Here is a 14,658-nt window from a genome sequence, read left to right on the forward strand (position 1 = left end):
GGCGCCCAGCGTTGACGCAGCTTGCGCCGCTGCCAGGGACGTGCGCGTGACAAACCCGCTATTGTGCCGGTTCCTGCCAGCCGCCGCCCAGCGCCGCGATCAACTGCACGCTGGCGACCAGCCGACTCTGCATCAGCGTCAATACGCTGCGTTCGTTGCTCAACGCCGTGGCCTGCACGTTGACCACATCAAGATAGCCAATAAGGCCGGCTTTGTATTGGTTGGATGTCAGTCGCAACGATTCCCGCGCCGCCTGCAGCGCCTCGTTGCGCACCGAGGCTTCCTCGTCGAAGACTTTCAACTGGCTCATGTAGTCTTCCACTTCGCGAAAGCCATCGAGCACCGTCTGCCGATACTGCGCGACGGTCTGGTCATAGGCCGCCTCGCTGCGGTCCACTTCGGCCGCCCGCTGCCCACCGTCGAACAGGGTCATCGCCAACTGCGGGCCGACCGACCAGAAGCGATTGGGCAACGATACCCAGTTGCTGAAACTGCTGCTGCTGTAGCCGCCCGCCAGACTCAGGGTCAGGTCGGGAAAATAGGCCGTCTTGGCCACGCCTATTTCGGCATTGGCGGCCATCACCGAGCGCTCGGCGGCGGCGATGTCGGGACGGCGCTCAAGCAGTTGCGACGGTAGCGCCAGGGGAATGGCCGGCAACGACGGAATGTCGGTACTGCCGGCCAGGCTGAATTCCGAAGGTGCCATGCCGATCAGCACCGCGATCGCGTTCTCCAACTGCGCCCGCTGCCAGACCAGATCGATCAGGTCGGCCTGGGTCGATTTCAGCTGGGTTTGCGCGAGGAACACCGCATCCTTGCCGGAAATGCCCGCGCGGTACTGATTCTGGGTCAGGTCGAGGGAGCGCTGATACGCCTGGACGGTCGCTTCGAGCAAGCGCTTCTGCTCATCGATCACGCGCAACTGCAGGTAGTTCTGTACCAGCTCCGACTGCAGGCTCAGGCGCATCGCCCCCAGATCCGCCAGGCTCGCCTGGGCGCTGGCGCGGTCGGCTTCCAGCCCGCGGCGCAGTTTGCCCCAGATGTCGGCTTCCCAGCTCACGCCCAACTGCGTGTTGTAGGTGTCGCGGATACCACTGCTGGATTGGCTCAGGCTCGAACCGCTGCTGCCGGTGCCCTGGCTGGAGCGGGTCTTGCCGGCGCTCAGATCGACGGTGGGAAACAGCGCGCCGCGGGTGCTGCGGACCAGCGCCTGGGCCTGCCGGTATTGCGCTTCGTACTGGGCAACGGTCTGGTTGGAACGGTTGAGCCTGACCACCAGCGCATCGAGTTGGCGATCACCGTACAGTTCCCACCAGGCGCCACGCGCCAGGGCATCGCTGGGATTGGCCTGGCGCCAGCCATCGGCCTGTTTGAATGCCACCGGCGTGGCGATGGTCGGGCGCTGGTAGTCCGGGCCCAGGGTGCAGGCACCCAGCATCAGGCTGCACAGCGCCACACTGGCAAGGCGCGAGACGCGCGGAAAAACGGAATCGGTCATAGCGGAGTGTCCAGAGCGGCATCGGTACGCACGCCGCGCCACGTGTTGAAGCGGTGGCGCAGGCGGTCCAGATAGAGGTAGACCACCGGAGTGGTGTAAAGCGTGAGGATCTGGCTGAACACCAGGCCGCCGATGATGGTCAGGCCCAGCGGCCGGCGCATCTCGGCACCGGCGGCGGTGCTGAACATCAATGGCAGTGCGCCGAGAATGGCCGCCATGGTCGTCATCAGGATGGGGCGCAGGCGCAGCAGGCACGCGCGGCGGATCGACTCGGCCGGGCCCAGCCCTTCGTTGCGCTCGAGCTGCAGCGCCAGGTCGATCATCATGATGGCGTTCTTCTTCACCACGCCGATCAACAGGAACAGGCCCAGCAGCGAGATCAGGCTGAACTGGCCACCGGTGAGGTAGATGCTCAAAAGCGCGCCCACCCCCGCCGAGGGCAAGGTCGACAAGATGGTCAGCGGATGGATGTAGCTTTCGTACAGAATGCCGAGCACCAGATAGACCGCGACCAGCGCGCCGAGAATCATGAACGGCTGGCTCTTCTGCGCCGCCGCGAAGGCATCGCCGGTGCCGGCGACCTTGACGATGATGTCTTCGGGCAGGCCGACTCGCACCAGCGCCCGCTCGATCAACGGCGTGGCGACGTCGAGGGTCACCCCGTTGACCAGGTCGAAGGAGATGCTTTCCGAGGCGAACTGCCCTTCATGGCTGACGCTGTCATCGGCCAGGCTGTTTTCGTAGTGGGCGATGCTCGACAGAGGTACGCGCTTGTTGTCCATGGTGATCACCTGCACCTGCTCCAGGGTGATCGGGTCCTGGGCGTACCTGGGGTTGATTTCCATCACCACCTTGTACTGGTTGAGGCTGTCGTAGATGGTGGAAATCTGCCGCTGGCTGTAGGCGTTGTTGAGCACCGAGGTCACAGTACTCATGTCGATGCCCAGGCGCTTGGCCTTGTCGCGGTCGACGATCAGCGTCACCTGCGCGGCGCCACGCCCTTCGCGCGCATCGATGGCGGTCAGTTCCGGCAGTGCGCGGAAGGCCGCGACGATTTTCGGGTACCAGGTGCGCAAGGCCGACAGATCACCGCTCTGGATGATGTACGAATACTGCGAGGTGCTCTGCTCGCGTGCGCCGCCGAACTGCAGGTCCTGGTCGGCCATCAGCATCAGGCGGCCGCCGGGCACCTTGGGCAGTTCCTTGCGCAGCCGTTCGATGACCTGCTGCGCGTTGATCTTGCGCACTTCGATCGGCTTAAGGCGAACCAGAATGGTCGCGTTGTTGCTGCCGTTGTTGCCGCCAATGAAACCGGCCACGCTGTCGACCGCAGGGTCGGCGAGCAGCGCGCGGCGATAGGTTTCCATCTTCGGCTGCATGACCGAGAACGACAGGCCGTCGTCGCCACGCACGAAGCCGATCAATTGGCCGGTATCCTGTTGCGGCATGAAGGTCTTGGGCACCACCACGTAAAGTGCCACGTTGCCGACGATGGTCAGCAACAGGCTGAGCAGGGTCAGCCGACGATGACGCAAGACCCAGCCAAGGCTGCGGTCGTAGCCGGCGACCATGCGCTGATTGATGCGGTTGCTCAGGCGCTGCAAGCGGTTGTCGTGCTCGGGCCGATGCGGCTTCAACCAGCGCGCGCAAAGCATCGGGGTCAGGGTCAGGGAAACGAACAGCGAAACCACGATGGCCACGGCCAGGGTGATGGAGAATTCGCGGAACAGGCTCTCGATGATGCCACCGATGAACAGGATCGAGAGGAACACCGCCACCAGCGAGACGTTCATCGACAGCAGGGTGAAGCCCACTTCCTGCGTGCCCAGGTAGGCGGCGCGCAGCGGCGGCACGCCGTCGTCGATGTGCCGGGAAATGTTCTCGAGCACCACGATGGCGTCATCCACCACCAGCCCGGTCGCCAGGATCAGCGCCATCAACGACAGGTTGTTCAGCGAGAAACCCCACAGGTACATGATCGCGAACGTGCCAACCAGCGACACCGGAACGGCCAGGGTGGGAATCAGCGAGGCGCGGAAATTGCCCAGGAACAGGAACACCACCAACACCACCAGCACCACGGCGATGAGCAGGGTCATCTCGGCCTCGTGCAGGGTGGCGGTGATCACCGGCGAGCGGTCCATGGCGATGTTCAACTCGACACTTTCGGGCAACAGCGCTTCCAGGGCCGGCAGCTGTTCCTTGATCTGGCTGACGGTCTGGATGATGTTGGCGCCAGCCTGACGGTTGATCACCAGCAGCACGGCCGAGTTGTCGTTGTAGAAGCCGCTGTTGTAGCGATCTTCCACACCGTCGGTAACCTTGGCCACATCGCTCAGGCGCAGCACCGAGCCGTCCTGGTAGCGAATGATCAATGGCTTGTAGTCGTCGGCCTTGTCCAACTGGTCGTTGGCCTGCACCTGCCACTGGCGCTCGCCGTCCTCGACGAAACCGATGGGCCTGCGCACGTTGGTGCCGTCGATGGCCGTGCGCACGTCATCGAGCGAGACGTTGTACTGGTTGAGCAACTGCGGTTCGAGCTCGATGCGCACTGCGGGCAGCGAGCTGCCGCCGATCTGCACCTCCCCTACCCCGGGCACCTGGGACAGGCTCTGCGACAGGATGGTCGAGGCCAGGTCATAGAGCTTGCCCTTCTCCAGCACATTGGAGGTCAGCGACAGGACTATGACCGGGGCTTGCGAGGGGTTGATCTTCTTGTAGGTGGGCATGCTGCGCATGCCGCTGGGCAACAGGTTGCGCGAAGCGTTGATCGCCGCCTGCACTTCACGGGCCGCGCCGTTGATGTCGCGGTCGAGGTCGAACTGCAGAATGACCCGCGTCGAGCCCTGGCTTGAGCGGCTGCTCATGGTGGTCACGCCCGGAATCGCCCCGAACGAGCGTTCCAGGGGCGTGGCCACGGTCGAGGCCATGACCTCGGGGCTGGCACCGGACAGGTTGGCGGAAACCACGATCACCGGAAAGTCCATGCTGGGCAGCGGCGACACTGGCAGCAGGCTGAAGCTGACCCCGCCGAGCAGCATGATCGCCACGCTCATCAGGAAGGTCGCCACCGGGCGGCGGATGAAAGGTCCGGACAGGTTCATGATTCAGCCTGTTCCACGGCGGCCGGCTGGCGTCCCCAGCGCCGTCCCAGGCGGTCGAAGTACAGGTAGATGACCGGGGTGGTGAACAGGGTCAGCACCTGGCTCACCAACAGCCCGCCGACCATCACCAGACCCAGCGGCTGACGCAGTTCCGCACCCGAGCCACTGGCGAGCATCAGCGGTACCGCGCCGAACAGCGCGGCCATGGTGGTCATCAGGATCGGCCGGAAACGCAGCAGCGCGGCCTGGTAGATTGCGGTTTCCGGGTCCAGACCCTGATTGCGTTCGGCCTCCAGGGCGAAGTCGATCATCATGATCGCGTTTTTCTTGACGATGCCGATCAGCAGGATGATGCCGATGATGGCGATCATGCCCAGGTCGTTGCCGCTGATGAGCAATGCCAGCAGGGCCCCCACCGCCGCCGAGGGCAGCGTCGACAGAATGGTGATGGGGTGGATGTAGCTCTCGTAGAGCACACCCAGCACGATGTACATGGTGACGATGGCCGCCAGCACCAGCAGCAAGGTGCTCTGCAGCGACGCCTGGAAGGCCTCCGCCGCACCCTGGAACTGGGTCTGCACACCCAACGGCATGCCGATGTCGCGCTGCACCTGTTCAATCACGTCGACCGCCTTGCCCAGGGCCACGCCCTCGGCCAGATTGAACGACATCATCACCGCCGGAAACTGACCGATGTGCGCGATCGCCAGTTGCGCCTGGCGCTGTTCGATGTGCGCCAGGCTCGACAGGCGCACCTGGGTGCCGCTGGTCGCCGTGGTGTCGCTGTCGGCGGTCTGGTTGGTGGTACCGGTGCCGTTGACACTGGCCTTGACGTAGATCTGCTCCAGCGCCTGCGGTCCCAGTGTGCTGGCATCGGTGGCCTGCAGCACCACGCGGTATTGGCTGGACTGGGTATAGATGGTGGAAATCTGCCGTTGACCGAAGGCGTCGTACAGCGCGTCGGTGATATCGGCGACGTCCACTCCGACCCGCTTGGCAGCATCGCGGTCGATCACCAGGTACACCTGCAGGCCTTTGTCCTGCAGGTCGCTGGCGACATCGGTGAGCTCGGGTCGCTGCTTCAGGGCGTCCACCAGGCGTGCGCTCCAGGTGGCGAGCAGGTCGGCATCCGGAGACGACAGGCTGAACTGGTACTGGGTGCGGCTGACCCGGTCTTCGATGGTCAGGTCCTGCACGGGTTGCATGAACAGGCGCATGCCCAGCAGCTTGTCGACCTCCGGCTGCAGGCGCGCAATGATCTGGCTGGCCGTGAGGTCGCGCTCGCCGTGGGGCTTGAGGTTGATCAGCAGCCGGCCACTGTTGAGCGTGGCGTTGTCGCCGTCCACGCCGATGTACGAAGACAGGCTGGAGACGGCTGGATCCTGCAGGATGATCTTGGCCAGGGCTTGCTGCCGCTCGCTCATGGCCTTGAAAGAAATGGATTGCGGGGCCTCGGAAATGCCCTGGATGACCCCGGTGTCCTGCACCGGGAAAAAACCCTTGGGGACCACCAGGTACAGCAGCACCGTCAGGCCCAGGGTGGCAACCGCCACCAGCAGGGTCAGCGGCTGGTGGCGCAGCACCCAGCGCAGACCGCCGGCGTAGCGCGCGATCAGCCAGTCGATCCAGGCGCCGCTGGCCTTGTAGAAGCGGCCCTGCTCCTCTTCCTTCGGCTCGCGCTTGAGCAGGCGCGCGCACATCATCGGCGTCAGGGTCAGCGAGACCACCAGGGAAATGAGGATGGCTACCGCCAGGGTAATGGCGAACTCGCGGAACAAGCGCCCGACCACGTCGGCCATGAACAGCAGCGGGATCAGCACCGCGATCAACGAGAACGTCAGCGACAGCAGGGTGAAGCTGATCTGCCGCGCGCCCTTGAGCGCGGCCTGCATCGGTGTTTCGCCTTCTTCGATGTGGCGCGAGATGTTTTCCAGCATGACGATGGCGTCGTCGACCACGAAGCCGGTGGCCACGGTCAGCGCCATCAGGGTCAGGTTGTTGATCGAGAACCCGGCCAGGTACATCACGCCGAAGGTGCCCACCAGCGACAGCGGCACGGCGATGGACGGAATCAGGGTGGCGCTGAATCGACGCAGGAACAGGAAGGTGACCATCACCACCAGGGCAATGGCGATGAGCAGTTCGTGCTGCACGTCGGTGACCGAGGCGCGGATGGTCTGGGTGCGGTCGGTCAGCACCGTGACGTCGAGCCCGGCCGGCATGGTGTCGGTGATGGTCGGCAGCAGTGCCTTGATCCGGTCGACCACGTCGATGACGTTGGCGCCCGGCTGACGCTGGATGTTGAGCAGTACCGCCTGGTTCTGATTGGCCCAGGCAGCCAGCCGCTCGTTCTCGGCGCCGTCGACGATCTGCGCGACGTCACGCAGGCGCAGCGGCCCACCATTGTTGTACGCCAGGATCAGATTGGCGTATTCCTCGGGGGAGCGCAGCTGGTCGTTGGCGTCGAGCATCGACACCCGCGTGGGCCCGTCGAAGTTGCCCTTGGGCTGGTTGACGTTGGAGGCGCCGATCAGGGTGCGCACGTCGGACAGGTTCAGGCCGTTGGCCGCCAGGGCTTCAGGGTTGACCTTGATGCGCACCGCCTGGCGCTGCCCTCCAGCGATGCTGACCATGCCCACGCCGCTGATCTGAGCGATCTTCTGCGCCATGCGGGTGTCGACCAGATCGTTGAGCTTGGGCAGCGGCATGGTCTTGGAGCTGATGGCTATGGTCAGCACCGGGGTGTCGGCCGGGTTGACCTTGTTGTACACCGGCGGCGCGGGCAGATCGGACGGCAACAGGTTGCTCGCCGCATTGATCGCCGCCTGCACCTGCTGCTCGGCGACGTCCATGTTGATTTCCAGGCTGAAGCGCAGGGTCAGCACCGACGCGCCGCCCGAGCTGGTCGAGGCCATCTGGGTCAGGCCGGGCATCTGCCCGAACTGGCGTTCGAGGGGGGCGGTGACCGCACTGGTCATCACCTGCGGGCTGGCGCCGGGATAGAGCGTCATGACCCGAATCGTCGGGTAGTCGACCTGCGGCAGCGCCGACACCGGCAGCAAACGATAGGCGAGCACGCCCGCCAGGACGATGGCGAGCATGGTCAGCGTCGTTGCGACAGGCCGCAGGATGAACAGCCGCGAGATATTCATGCGCCGGTCTTGCCCGTCGTTCCAGGCACAGCGGCCCCGTCCTGCCCCTGCAGGTGTTGCCCAGGCGAGGTCGGCACCTTGGCGCTGTCATCGACCACTTCGACACGGCTGCCGTCGCGCAGGCGGTCGGTGCCTTCGAGCACCACCCGGTCGCCTTGCGCCAGGCCCTGTTCCACTACGGTATTGCTGCCGTCGGTCGCGCCCACCTTGAGCTGGCGGATCTTGACCTTGTCGTTGCCATCCATGGCGTAGACGAAGGTACCGTCGACGCCATACTGAACGGCCGCCGAGGGCACCAGCACCACGCCCTTGAGGGTATCGGACAGCAGCCGCACGTTGACGAACTGGTTGGGGAACAGGGCTTCGTCCTGGTTCTCGAAGCGCGCCTTGAACTTCAGCGTGCCGGTGGTGGTGTCGATCTGGTTGTCCAGGCTGCCAAGCACACCGGTGGCCTGTTTGCGCGTGTCGCCTCGGTCCCAGGCCTCAACTGCCAGTTTCGCGCCGCTGCGATAGCGCGCCAGCACCGGGGTGAGCTGGCTTTCAGGCAAGGTGAAGGCCACCGTGATCGGCTGCACCTGAGTGATCACCACCAGCGCATTGGTGTCGTTGGCGGCCACCAGGTTGCCGATGTCCAACTGGCGCAAGCCCAGACGGCCGGCAATGGGCGCGCGGATGCGGGTGAAGTCGAGGTTGAGCTTGGCGTCGTTGACCGCAGCCTGGTTGGTCTGGATGGTGCCCTGGTATTGGCCCACCAGTGCCTGCTGGGTATCCAGGGTCTGGCGGGCGATGCTGTCTTCGGCGAACAGGCCCTTGTAACGCTGCAGGTCGATCTGCGCGTTCTTCAGCTGTGCCTGGTTCTGCGCCAGCGTGCCCTGGGCTTGCTGCAGGGCGATTTCATAGCTGCGCGGGTCGATTTCGGCCAGCAGGTCCCCGGCCTTGACTCGCTGCCCTTCCTGGAAGTTGACCTTGATCAATTCGCCTGCGACACGGCTGCGCACATTCACGGTATTGGTCGCCGTCACCGTACCCAGGGCCTTGTAATACACCGGGAAGTCGCCGGTGATCACCTCGGCAACACGCACCGGGGTGGGCTCGGCAGAGCCGCCGAAGCCGGGCCGCGCGGCACCTGCATTGCGCCCGGCGGCGGGCGCCGAGGCCGCGTCGTTCTGGGAATTCTTGGTGGCTGGCCAGAACCACCAGCACAACACGGCGACAACCACCACCATCAACAGGCCGAACAGCCAGCGACGCGATTTACGGGGACCTGGGGACTGCATTGAATGATCGACCATTGTGCGGGTGGGCTTCTACTTTGAGGAGGCTGAACGATAAGGAGTCGGGATGCATAAGCAAAGCGCCTTTACGGGCAATTTACCTTGGCAGGGAATAACACGCCCTGTAGCAGCGGCGCGAGCCGCGTCGTGGCTTACGCGCAAGCATCAGACACATCGCAGTGCTGCCGGACGCGGCTTGCGCCGCTGCTACAGGAGCGCGGTGTCGCCGGACGCGGCTTGCGCCGCTGCTACAGGAGCGCGGTGTTGCCGGACGCGGCTTGCGCCGCTGCTACGGGAGCGCAGTGCTGGCCGACGCGGCTTGCGCCGCTGCTACAGGAGCGCAGTGCTGGCCGACGCGGCTTGCGCCGCTGCTACAGAAACATCGCAATCCTTGTAGCAGCGGCGCGAGCCGCGTCCGGGGTCACTGCGGGCTGTCAGATACTGCGACGGATCACTTCAGGACAGCGAGGGCGGCCTCGTAATTGGGCTCTTGGCCGATTTCGGGGACCAGCTCGCTGTGCAGCACCTTGTCGTTCTCGTCGAGTACCACGACTGCACGCGCGGTCAGCCCCTTCAGGGCGCCTTCGGCGATGTCGACGCCGTAAGCGTGATGGAAATCATGGGCGCGAAAAGTCGACAGGTTCTGGACGTTTTCCAGGCCTTCGGCGCCGCAGAAACGGGCCTGGGCGAACGGCAGATCGGCGGAGATGCAGAGGATGGCCGTATTGGCCACGTCGTTGGCCTGGGCATTGAACTTGCGCACGGAAGTGGCGCAAGTCGGGGTATCGATGCTTGGGAAAATGTTCAGCACCTTGCGCTTGCCGGCCAGGCTTTGCAGCGACACCTCGGCCAGGCCACCGCCGACCAAGGTGAACGCCGGCGCCTGGGCACCGACCTGGGGAAGCTCGCCACTGACGTTGATCGCGTTGCCTTTGTGCGTCACTTGAGCCATGAGCCTTGTCCTTTTTCGGGATTGAGAAAGGGCAAAGTTAACCATGAAAAGTGACGCACGGCCTATGCGTAGATTGAAAATAAGTGTTCCGGCCACACAGACGCCCTGGCACTGTTGAAACGAGGCTCAACCGGCTCTGGCACGGGCATGGACAGTGGTGGCAGGTTGCGGCTTTTCCAGTTCCAGAACGAGCCGTGCCCGTTCGACAGCGGTGACCACTCGTTGAAAGGGAATATCCGCCTTGAAGAGCTCGACCTCATCGGTCTGCTCGTTCAACAGCTTGATACACAGCGATTCATCGTCGATCACTGTGCACACGCATTTGCGTGGCAAAAACGCCAGTTCGACAATATTGCGCAGCTCCAGCGCGCTGAGTCCGGGGGGAAGCATGGTCTATCTCCTGTAGAGCCTGTGATCGGCGTCCTACCCGCGGCGGACTAGGCCTCGGGACTACAGAACAGTTTCGTTCCAAGAGATATATACCTGCGCTCGAACAGGTGCAACGAGAGTTTGCGGCTCAGCGAAAAATCAGCGCAACCCACTGAAATCAATAAAAATAAAATACTTGTACAGAAATTTCAAAGAAGCGTTTCAGCACCGTGAAAGCCCTACAATGCTTGCAGTCGGCGGCGTCGCGCTGCTCAGTCGCGCGGCTTTGGAATCAGCCCCTGAAGCTGCTGGGCGAAGAAATCGGCATCCAGCACATTGGACTCCGCTTCCTTGGTGCCACGTTCCTTGCGCCAGTACCAGGCACCATCCGCCGAGTCCTTGACGATGGAAATGCTGCCGTGACGATCCGAAGTCAGACCCGCGACGGCTATCACCATCGCCCCACCCTGCCCCATCACCTGCGGCACCAGTTCGACCCGGCGCTGGGCGAGAATGATTGCCAGTGATTCACTGATGAAAGGCGAGTGCTCGCTGGGGTAATTGCTGCTGGTGGCGACCCAGGGAGAACGTTCGATCGCCAGCAGTTGCCGATCGGTAAGGGGCGCCAGCCAGGTTTCGATTTGACCGAACAGTGCCTGGATGCTGGCTTGCCAGTGCTGGCACTGGTCCTTGAACGCCTGCTGCAGGCGTTGCTGGGCTGCGGCGTGTTCCTTGAGCATGTCAGCCAGTTGCTGTACTTCGTCCATCGCGACCACCTCGGTGCGCGCCCGCCCTGGGCATGCCGCAAATCGGCGGCCGCAGGTCGGGCATCGAGGGTCAGTGTAACAGGCTTGCTCAGGCGCTCAGCGAATAGACCAGCGCCGAAATCGCCACCAGGCCTACCAGCGTCACGAATACGTTGGACACGTGCCCGGCGTACTTGCGCATGGCCGGCACACGCCGGATCGCGTACATCGGCATGAGGAACAGCAGCGCGGCAATGACCGGCCCGCCGAAGCTTTCGATCATGCGCACGATGTTCGGATTGAGCGTGGCGACGAGCCAGCAGACCAACAACATGAACAGTGCGGTGAAACGATCCAGGGCCTTGGCATTGGGCCGACGGCCGGATTTCAGAACCAGGCCCTTGATGCCTTCGCTGGCACCGATGTAGTGGCCCAGGAACGATTTGGCGATGGCCACGATCGCAATCAGCGGTGCGGCGAACGCTATCACCGGATTGCTGAAGTGGTTGGCCAGGTAGGACAGGATCGACAGGTTCTGCGCCTTGGCTTCGGCAAGCTGCTCAGGCGACAGGGTCAGCACGCAACTGAACACGAAGAACAGCACCAGCACCACCATCAAGCCATGGGCGCGCGCCAGGATCTGGCTGCTGCGCTGGTCGGCGTGCTCGCCGTAGCGACGCTTCTGGTCCACGGCGAAGGCCGAGATGATCGGCGAATGGTTGAAGGAAAACACCATCACCGGGATCGCCAGCCACAGGGTATGGATCAGCGCACCGGGTGCGGGCAGGTCCCCGGCGGTCGCCAGGATGCCACCATTCCAGTGCGGAATCAGGTACAGCGCGAGCAACACCAGCGCGACGATGAACGGATAGACCATCAGGCTCATCGCCTTGACGATGAACTGTTCGCCGCAGCGCACCACGATCAACAGACCGAGAATCAGTACCAGCGCCAGCACCGCCCGTGGCGGCGTATCCATGTGCAACTGATGCTCCATGAAACTGCCGACGGTGTTGGTCAGGCCCACGCTGTAGATCAGCAGGATCGGAAAGATGGCGAAGAAGTACAGCAGCGTTATCAACGCCCCTGCCTTGAGGCCAAAGTGCTCCTCCACGACATCGGTGATGTCCGTGCCGGCGCGGCCGGAAAGCACGAAGCGGGTCAGGCCCTGATGCGCGTAGTAGGTCATCGGGAAAGCCAGCACGGCAAGAATGACCAGCGGCCAGAAACCACCAAGGCCGGCGTTGATCGGCAGGAACAAGGTGCCGGCGCCGATCGCAGTGCCGAACAGGCCGAGCATCCAGGTGGTGTCGTGGCGGCTCCAGGGGGTCAGGGCGGCGGGCGCCTGGGCGTAGCGTGGGTCGAGGCTGTTGGCTTGCTCGTTCATCCGGTCGAATCTCCGCTTGCCTGTGTTCAACTGATGGCCGGAAGCGGGAAAAACGTGCAGCTGGCAGCGCCCCGGCCTTGAAAAGGGGCGTGATTGTCCAAGATTGTGCAAGGAAAGCAAAGGGTTACTCGAGCAACGGTCCGTCGGTGCACGGCCATCTGGCGCGACAACGGCGCGTTTACGTAGACGTTGCCAGCCATTTCTCCGGTACTAGGCTCTGCACCAGCCAGGTCGCGGTGGTGTCCGCGGGCATGGGTCTGGCGAAGTAATAGCCCTGAACATAGCGACAACCCAGCAATGCCAGCGCCTGCGCCTCCTCGCGGGTTTCTACTCCTTCGAAGATGCAATCCAGGTCCATGTCCTGGGTCAAGGCCAGCAGCGATTTGACGATCTTGTAGCTGGCCGGTTTCTCGTGCAGGCGGGCGACGAAACTGCGGTCCACCTTGAGCTTGGTCAGGGCCAGCGCGTGTAGATGGCTCAGGCTCGAATAGCCGGTACCGAAGTCGTCGAGCGAAATACCGCAGCCCAGGGCCCGCAGGGATGCGATCGCTTCCTGAACCAGATCCAGATCCTGCAGGGTCGCCGTTTCGGTGATTTCCAGGTCGACTCGGCTGGGGTCGAACGGGCCGTTGGCCAGGAGTTTGACGATGGCCTGCACGGCTTCGGGGGAGCCGCAGTCGTGGGCCGACAGGTTGAAGGACAAACGGATCGGCGCCGGCCAGGTGCATGCACCCTGCAGGGCCTTGGCCAACAGTGGCAGGGTCAGACGATTGATCATGCCGCTGCGCTCGGCGACCGGAATGAACTGGCCGGGCGGCACTGGCCCCAGCTCCACGCTCTGCCACCGAGCCAAGGCTTCGAACGCCACGGTGGCGCCGGTCTGCAACTCGACGATGGGCTGGAAGGCGACGCTGAACTCGCGATCCAGATCGGCACGACGCAGCGCCTGCTCGGTGAGGATCGCGCTCTGCAACTGCTTCCTGTGCAGCGCCGAGAACAGCGACATGTGACCGACGACATGGCGCTTGCTGTGGTACAGCGCGTAGTCGGCGTACTCGAACAGCTCGTGCGCATCGGTGGCAAGGTCCGGGAAGGTCGCCAAACCCATCGAAGCACCGACCTGGATTGGCACATCGACCAACAGGTAGGGCTTGCCCAGTTCGATGCAGATGCGTTCGGCAAAGGCTGCAATCTGCGCGTTGTCGCCGCAATCGGGCAGGATCAAGGCAAACTCGTCGCCACCCAGACGCGCAACGTGAACGCCGTCCGGCAGCAGCGCAGCAAGGCGCGTGCCGACCTCGGCCAACAGGCGGTCGCCGACACTGTGCCCGTACAGGTCGTTGACCGGCTTGAATCCGTCAAGATCGAGAATGCCCACGCCCAGTCTGTGCCCCTGCTCCCCTGCCTGGGCCAGACAGGTGTCCAGGCAGTTGAAGAACCAGCGGCGATTGGGTAGCCCGGTCAGGCTGTCCTTGTTGGCCAGCAGGAAGTTCTCGTCGCTCAGCGCTTCGCTGTGCGCCTGGGCGTTCACCAGGCCGGTGAAGTTGCGGTAGTTGTTCTGCAACACCACCAGCATGATGCCCGTGACCAGCATCACGTTGACGCTGGTGGCGATGAACGTCGGGTTATCGGTGGAGGCGAAAAAGGCAATGAAGGCCACGTTGACCACGGCGGCCGTCATCAGGGCGGCGGAGCGCAGGTGCATCAGGCAGAAAATGCAGCCGATCACCGTGATGGCCATGTAGAACGCCACATGGGCCTTGGCGTAGCTGTCGCCATAGGGAAACAGGGCCAGCGCCCACACAGTGAAACCGATGGCTACCACGCAACAGATGCGGTTGGTCCGTGCCAGCGCCTGGGCGACTTCGACATCGTCTGGCTGGTGCTGCCAACCGCGGCGCCAGGCCAGCGCTCGTACCAGGCTGATGAGGGTCAGTACCAGCGGTATGTGCACGGTCATCCACACGGGCGAGCTGGCCATGTGGGTGAAGGCCAGCGCCCAGCTGTTGATGAGCAGGATGAAGTACATCAGGGGAATCTGCCTGGCCAGGGCCTGGTACTGGGCCGCCAGCAGACGCGAATTGCCTTGAGGTACGCTGCACAACCGTTTGATCAGCGCGAACAGGCCGGTGCAGGTGAAGCGTCTGGTCGTAGACATCATGTCCGAACGTATGGG

The 14,658-nt window shown here is 63.6% G+C and carries 9 protein-coding genes; all 9 read right to left on the bottom strand.

Annotated features, from left to right (window positions below; translation table 11 throughout):
• Positions 1-58: 58 nt before the first annotated feature.
• The 9 genes from ONG87_RS11135 to ONG87_RS11175 all read right to left on the bottom strand — a co-directional run bounded on the left by ONG87_RS11135 (position 59) and on the right by ONG87_RS11175 (position 14,640).
• Positions 59-1,498 (bottom strand): efflux transporter outer membrane subunit, encoded by a 1,440-nt coding sequence (locus tag ONG87_RS11135; protein ID WP_264381240.1) that lies wholly within the window; start codon positions 1,496-1,498, stop codon positions 59-61.
• Positions 1,495-4,602 (bottom strand): efflux RND transporter permease subunit, encoded by a 3,108-nt coding sequence (locus ONG87_RS11140; protein WP_264381241.1) that lies wholly within the window; start codon positions 4,600-4,602, stop codon positions 1,495-1,497. The genes ONG87_RS11135 and ONG87_RS11140 overlap by 4 nt, the downstream gene beginning before the upstream one ends.
• Entirely contained in the window at positions 4,599-7,754 is a 3,156-nt protein-coding gene (locus tag ONG87_RS11145; protein ID WP_185793259.1) for an MdtB/MuxB family multidrug efflux RND transporter permease subunit, read from the bottom strand. The genes ONG87_RS11140 and ONG87_RS11145 overlap by 4 nt, the downstream gene beginning before the upstream one ends.
• Positions 7,751-9,046, bottom strand: a complete 1,296-nt coding sequence (locus ONG87_RS11150) for an MdtA/MuxA family multidrug efflux RND transporter periplasmic adaptor subunit (protein WP_192059605.1) — start codon at positions 9,044-9,046, stop codon at positions 7,751-7,753. The genes ONG87_RS11145 and ONG87_RS11150 overlap by 4 nt, the downstream gene beginning before the upstream one ends.
• A 433-nt stretch (positions 9,047-9,479) precedes the next feature.
• The gene (tpx, locus tag ONG87_RS11155; protein ID WP_264381242.1) at positions 9,480-9,980 is read right to left on the bottom strand and encodes a thiol peroxidase; all 501 of its coding nucleotides are present in this window, start codon (positions 9,978-9,980) and stop codon (positions 9,480-9,482) included.
• 126 nt (positions 9,981-10,106) lie between these two features.
• The gene (locus ONG87_RS11160) at positions 10,107-10,370 is read right to left on the bottom strand and encodes a DUF1652 domain-containing protein (protein ID WP_264381243.1); all 264 of its coding nucleotides are present in this window, start codon (positions 10,368-10,370) and stop codon (positions 10,107-10,109) included.
• Positions 10,371-10,621: 251 nt separating this feature from the next.
• Positions 10,622-11,116: a hypothetical protein gene (locus ONG87_RS11165; RefSeq protein WP_122477871.1), complete on the bottom strand. Its 495-nt coding sequence runs from the start codon at positions 11,114-11,116 to the stop codon at positions 10,622-10,624.
• 88 nt (positions 11,117-11,204) lie between these two features.
• Positions 11,205-12,482, bottom strand: coding sequence for a serine/threonine transporter (locus tag ONG87_RS11170; protein WP_122477870.1), 1,278 nt, complete (start codon positions 12,480-12,482; stop codon positions 11,205-11,207).
• A 178-nt stretch (positions 12,483-12,660) separates the two neighbouring features.
• Positions 12,661-14,640, bottom strand: a complete 1,980-nt coding sequence (locus ONG87_RS11175) for a bifunctional diguanylate cyclase/phosphodiesterase (protein ID WP_192103529.1) — start codon at positions 14,638-14,640, stop codon at positions 12,661-12,663.
• Between the last annotated feature and the right edge of the window lie 18 nt (positions 14,641-14,658).

This window comes from Pseudomonas sp. MM227 (assembly GCF_947090715.1).
GTDB lineage: Bacteria > Pseudomonadota > Gammaproteobacteria > Pseudomonadales > Pseudomonadaceae > Aquipseudomonas > Aquipseudomonas baltica.

What these genes read in the sequence shown, in the direction of transcription:
- ONG87_RS11135 (WP_264381240.1), bottom strand. Translation starts at nt 1,498, where the DNA reads ATGACCGATTCCGTTTTTCCGCGCGTCTCGCGCCTTGCCAGTGTGGCG.
- ONG87_RS11140 (WP_264381241.1), bottom strand. Translation starts at nt 4,602, where the DNA reads ATGAACCTGTCCGGACCTTTCATCCGCCGCCCGGTGGCGACCTTCCTG.
- ONG87_RS11145 (WP_185793259.1), bottom strand. Translation starts at nt 7,754, where the DNA reads ATGAATATCTCGCGGCTGTTCATCCTGCGGCCTGTCGCAACGACGCTG.
- ONG87_RS11150 (WP_192059605.1), bottom strand. Translation starts at nt 9,046, where the DNA reads ATGGTCGATCATTCAATGCAGTCCCCAGGTCCCCGTAAATCGCGTCGC.
- tpx (WP_264381242.1), bottom strand. Translation starts at nt 9,980, where the DNA reads ATGGCTCAAGTGACGCACAAAGGCAACGCGATCAACGTCAGTGGCGAG.
- ONG87_RS11160 (WP_264381243.1), bottom strand. Translation starts at nt 10,370, where the DNA reads ATGCTTCCCCCCGGACTCAGCGCGCTGGAGCTGCGCAATATTGTCGAA.
- ONG87_RS11165 (WP_122477871.1), bottom strand. Translation starts at nt 11,116, where the DNA reads ATGGACGAAGTACAGCAACTGGCTGACATGCTCAAGGAACACGCCGCA.
- ONG87_RS11170 (WP_122477870.1), bottom strand. Translation starts at nt 12,482, where the DNA reads ATGAACGAGCAAGCCAACAGCCTCGACCCACGCTACGCCCAGGCGCCC.
- ONG87_RS11175 (WP_192103529.1), bottom strand. Translation starts at nt 14,640, where the DNA reads ATGTCTACGACCAGACGCTTCACCTGCACCGGCCTGTTCGCGCTGATC.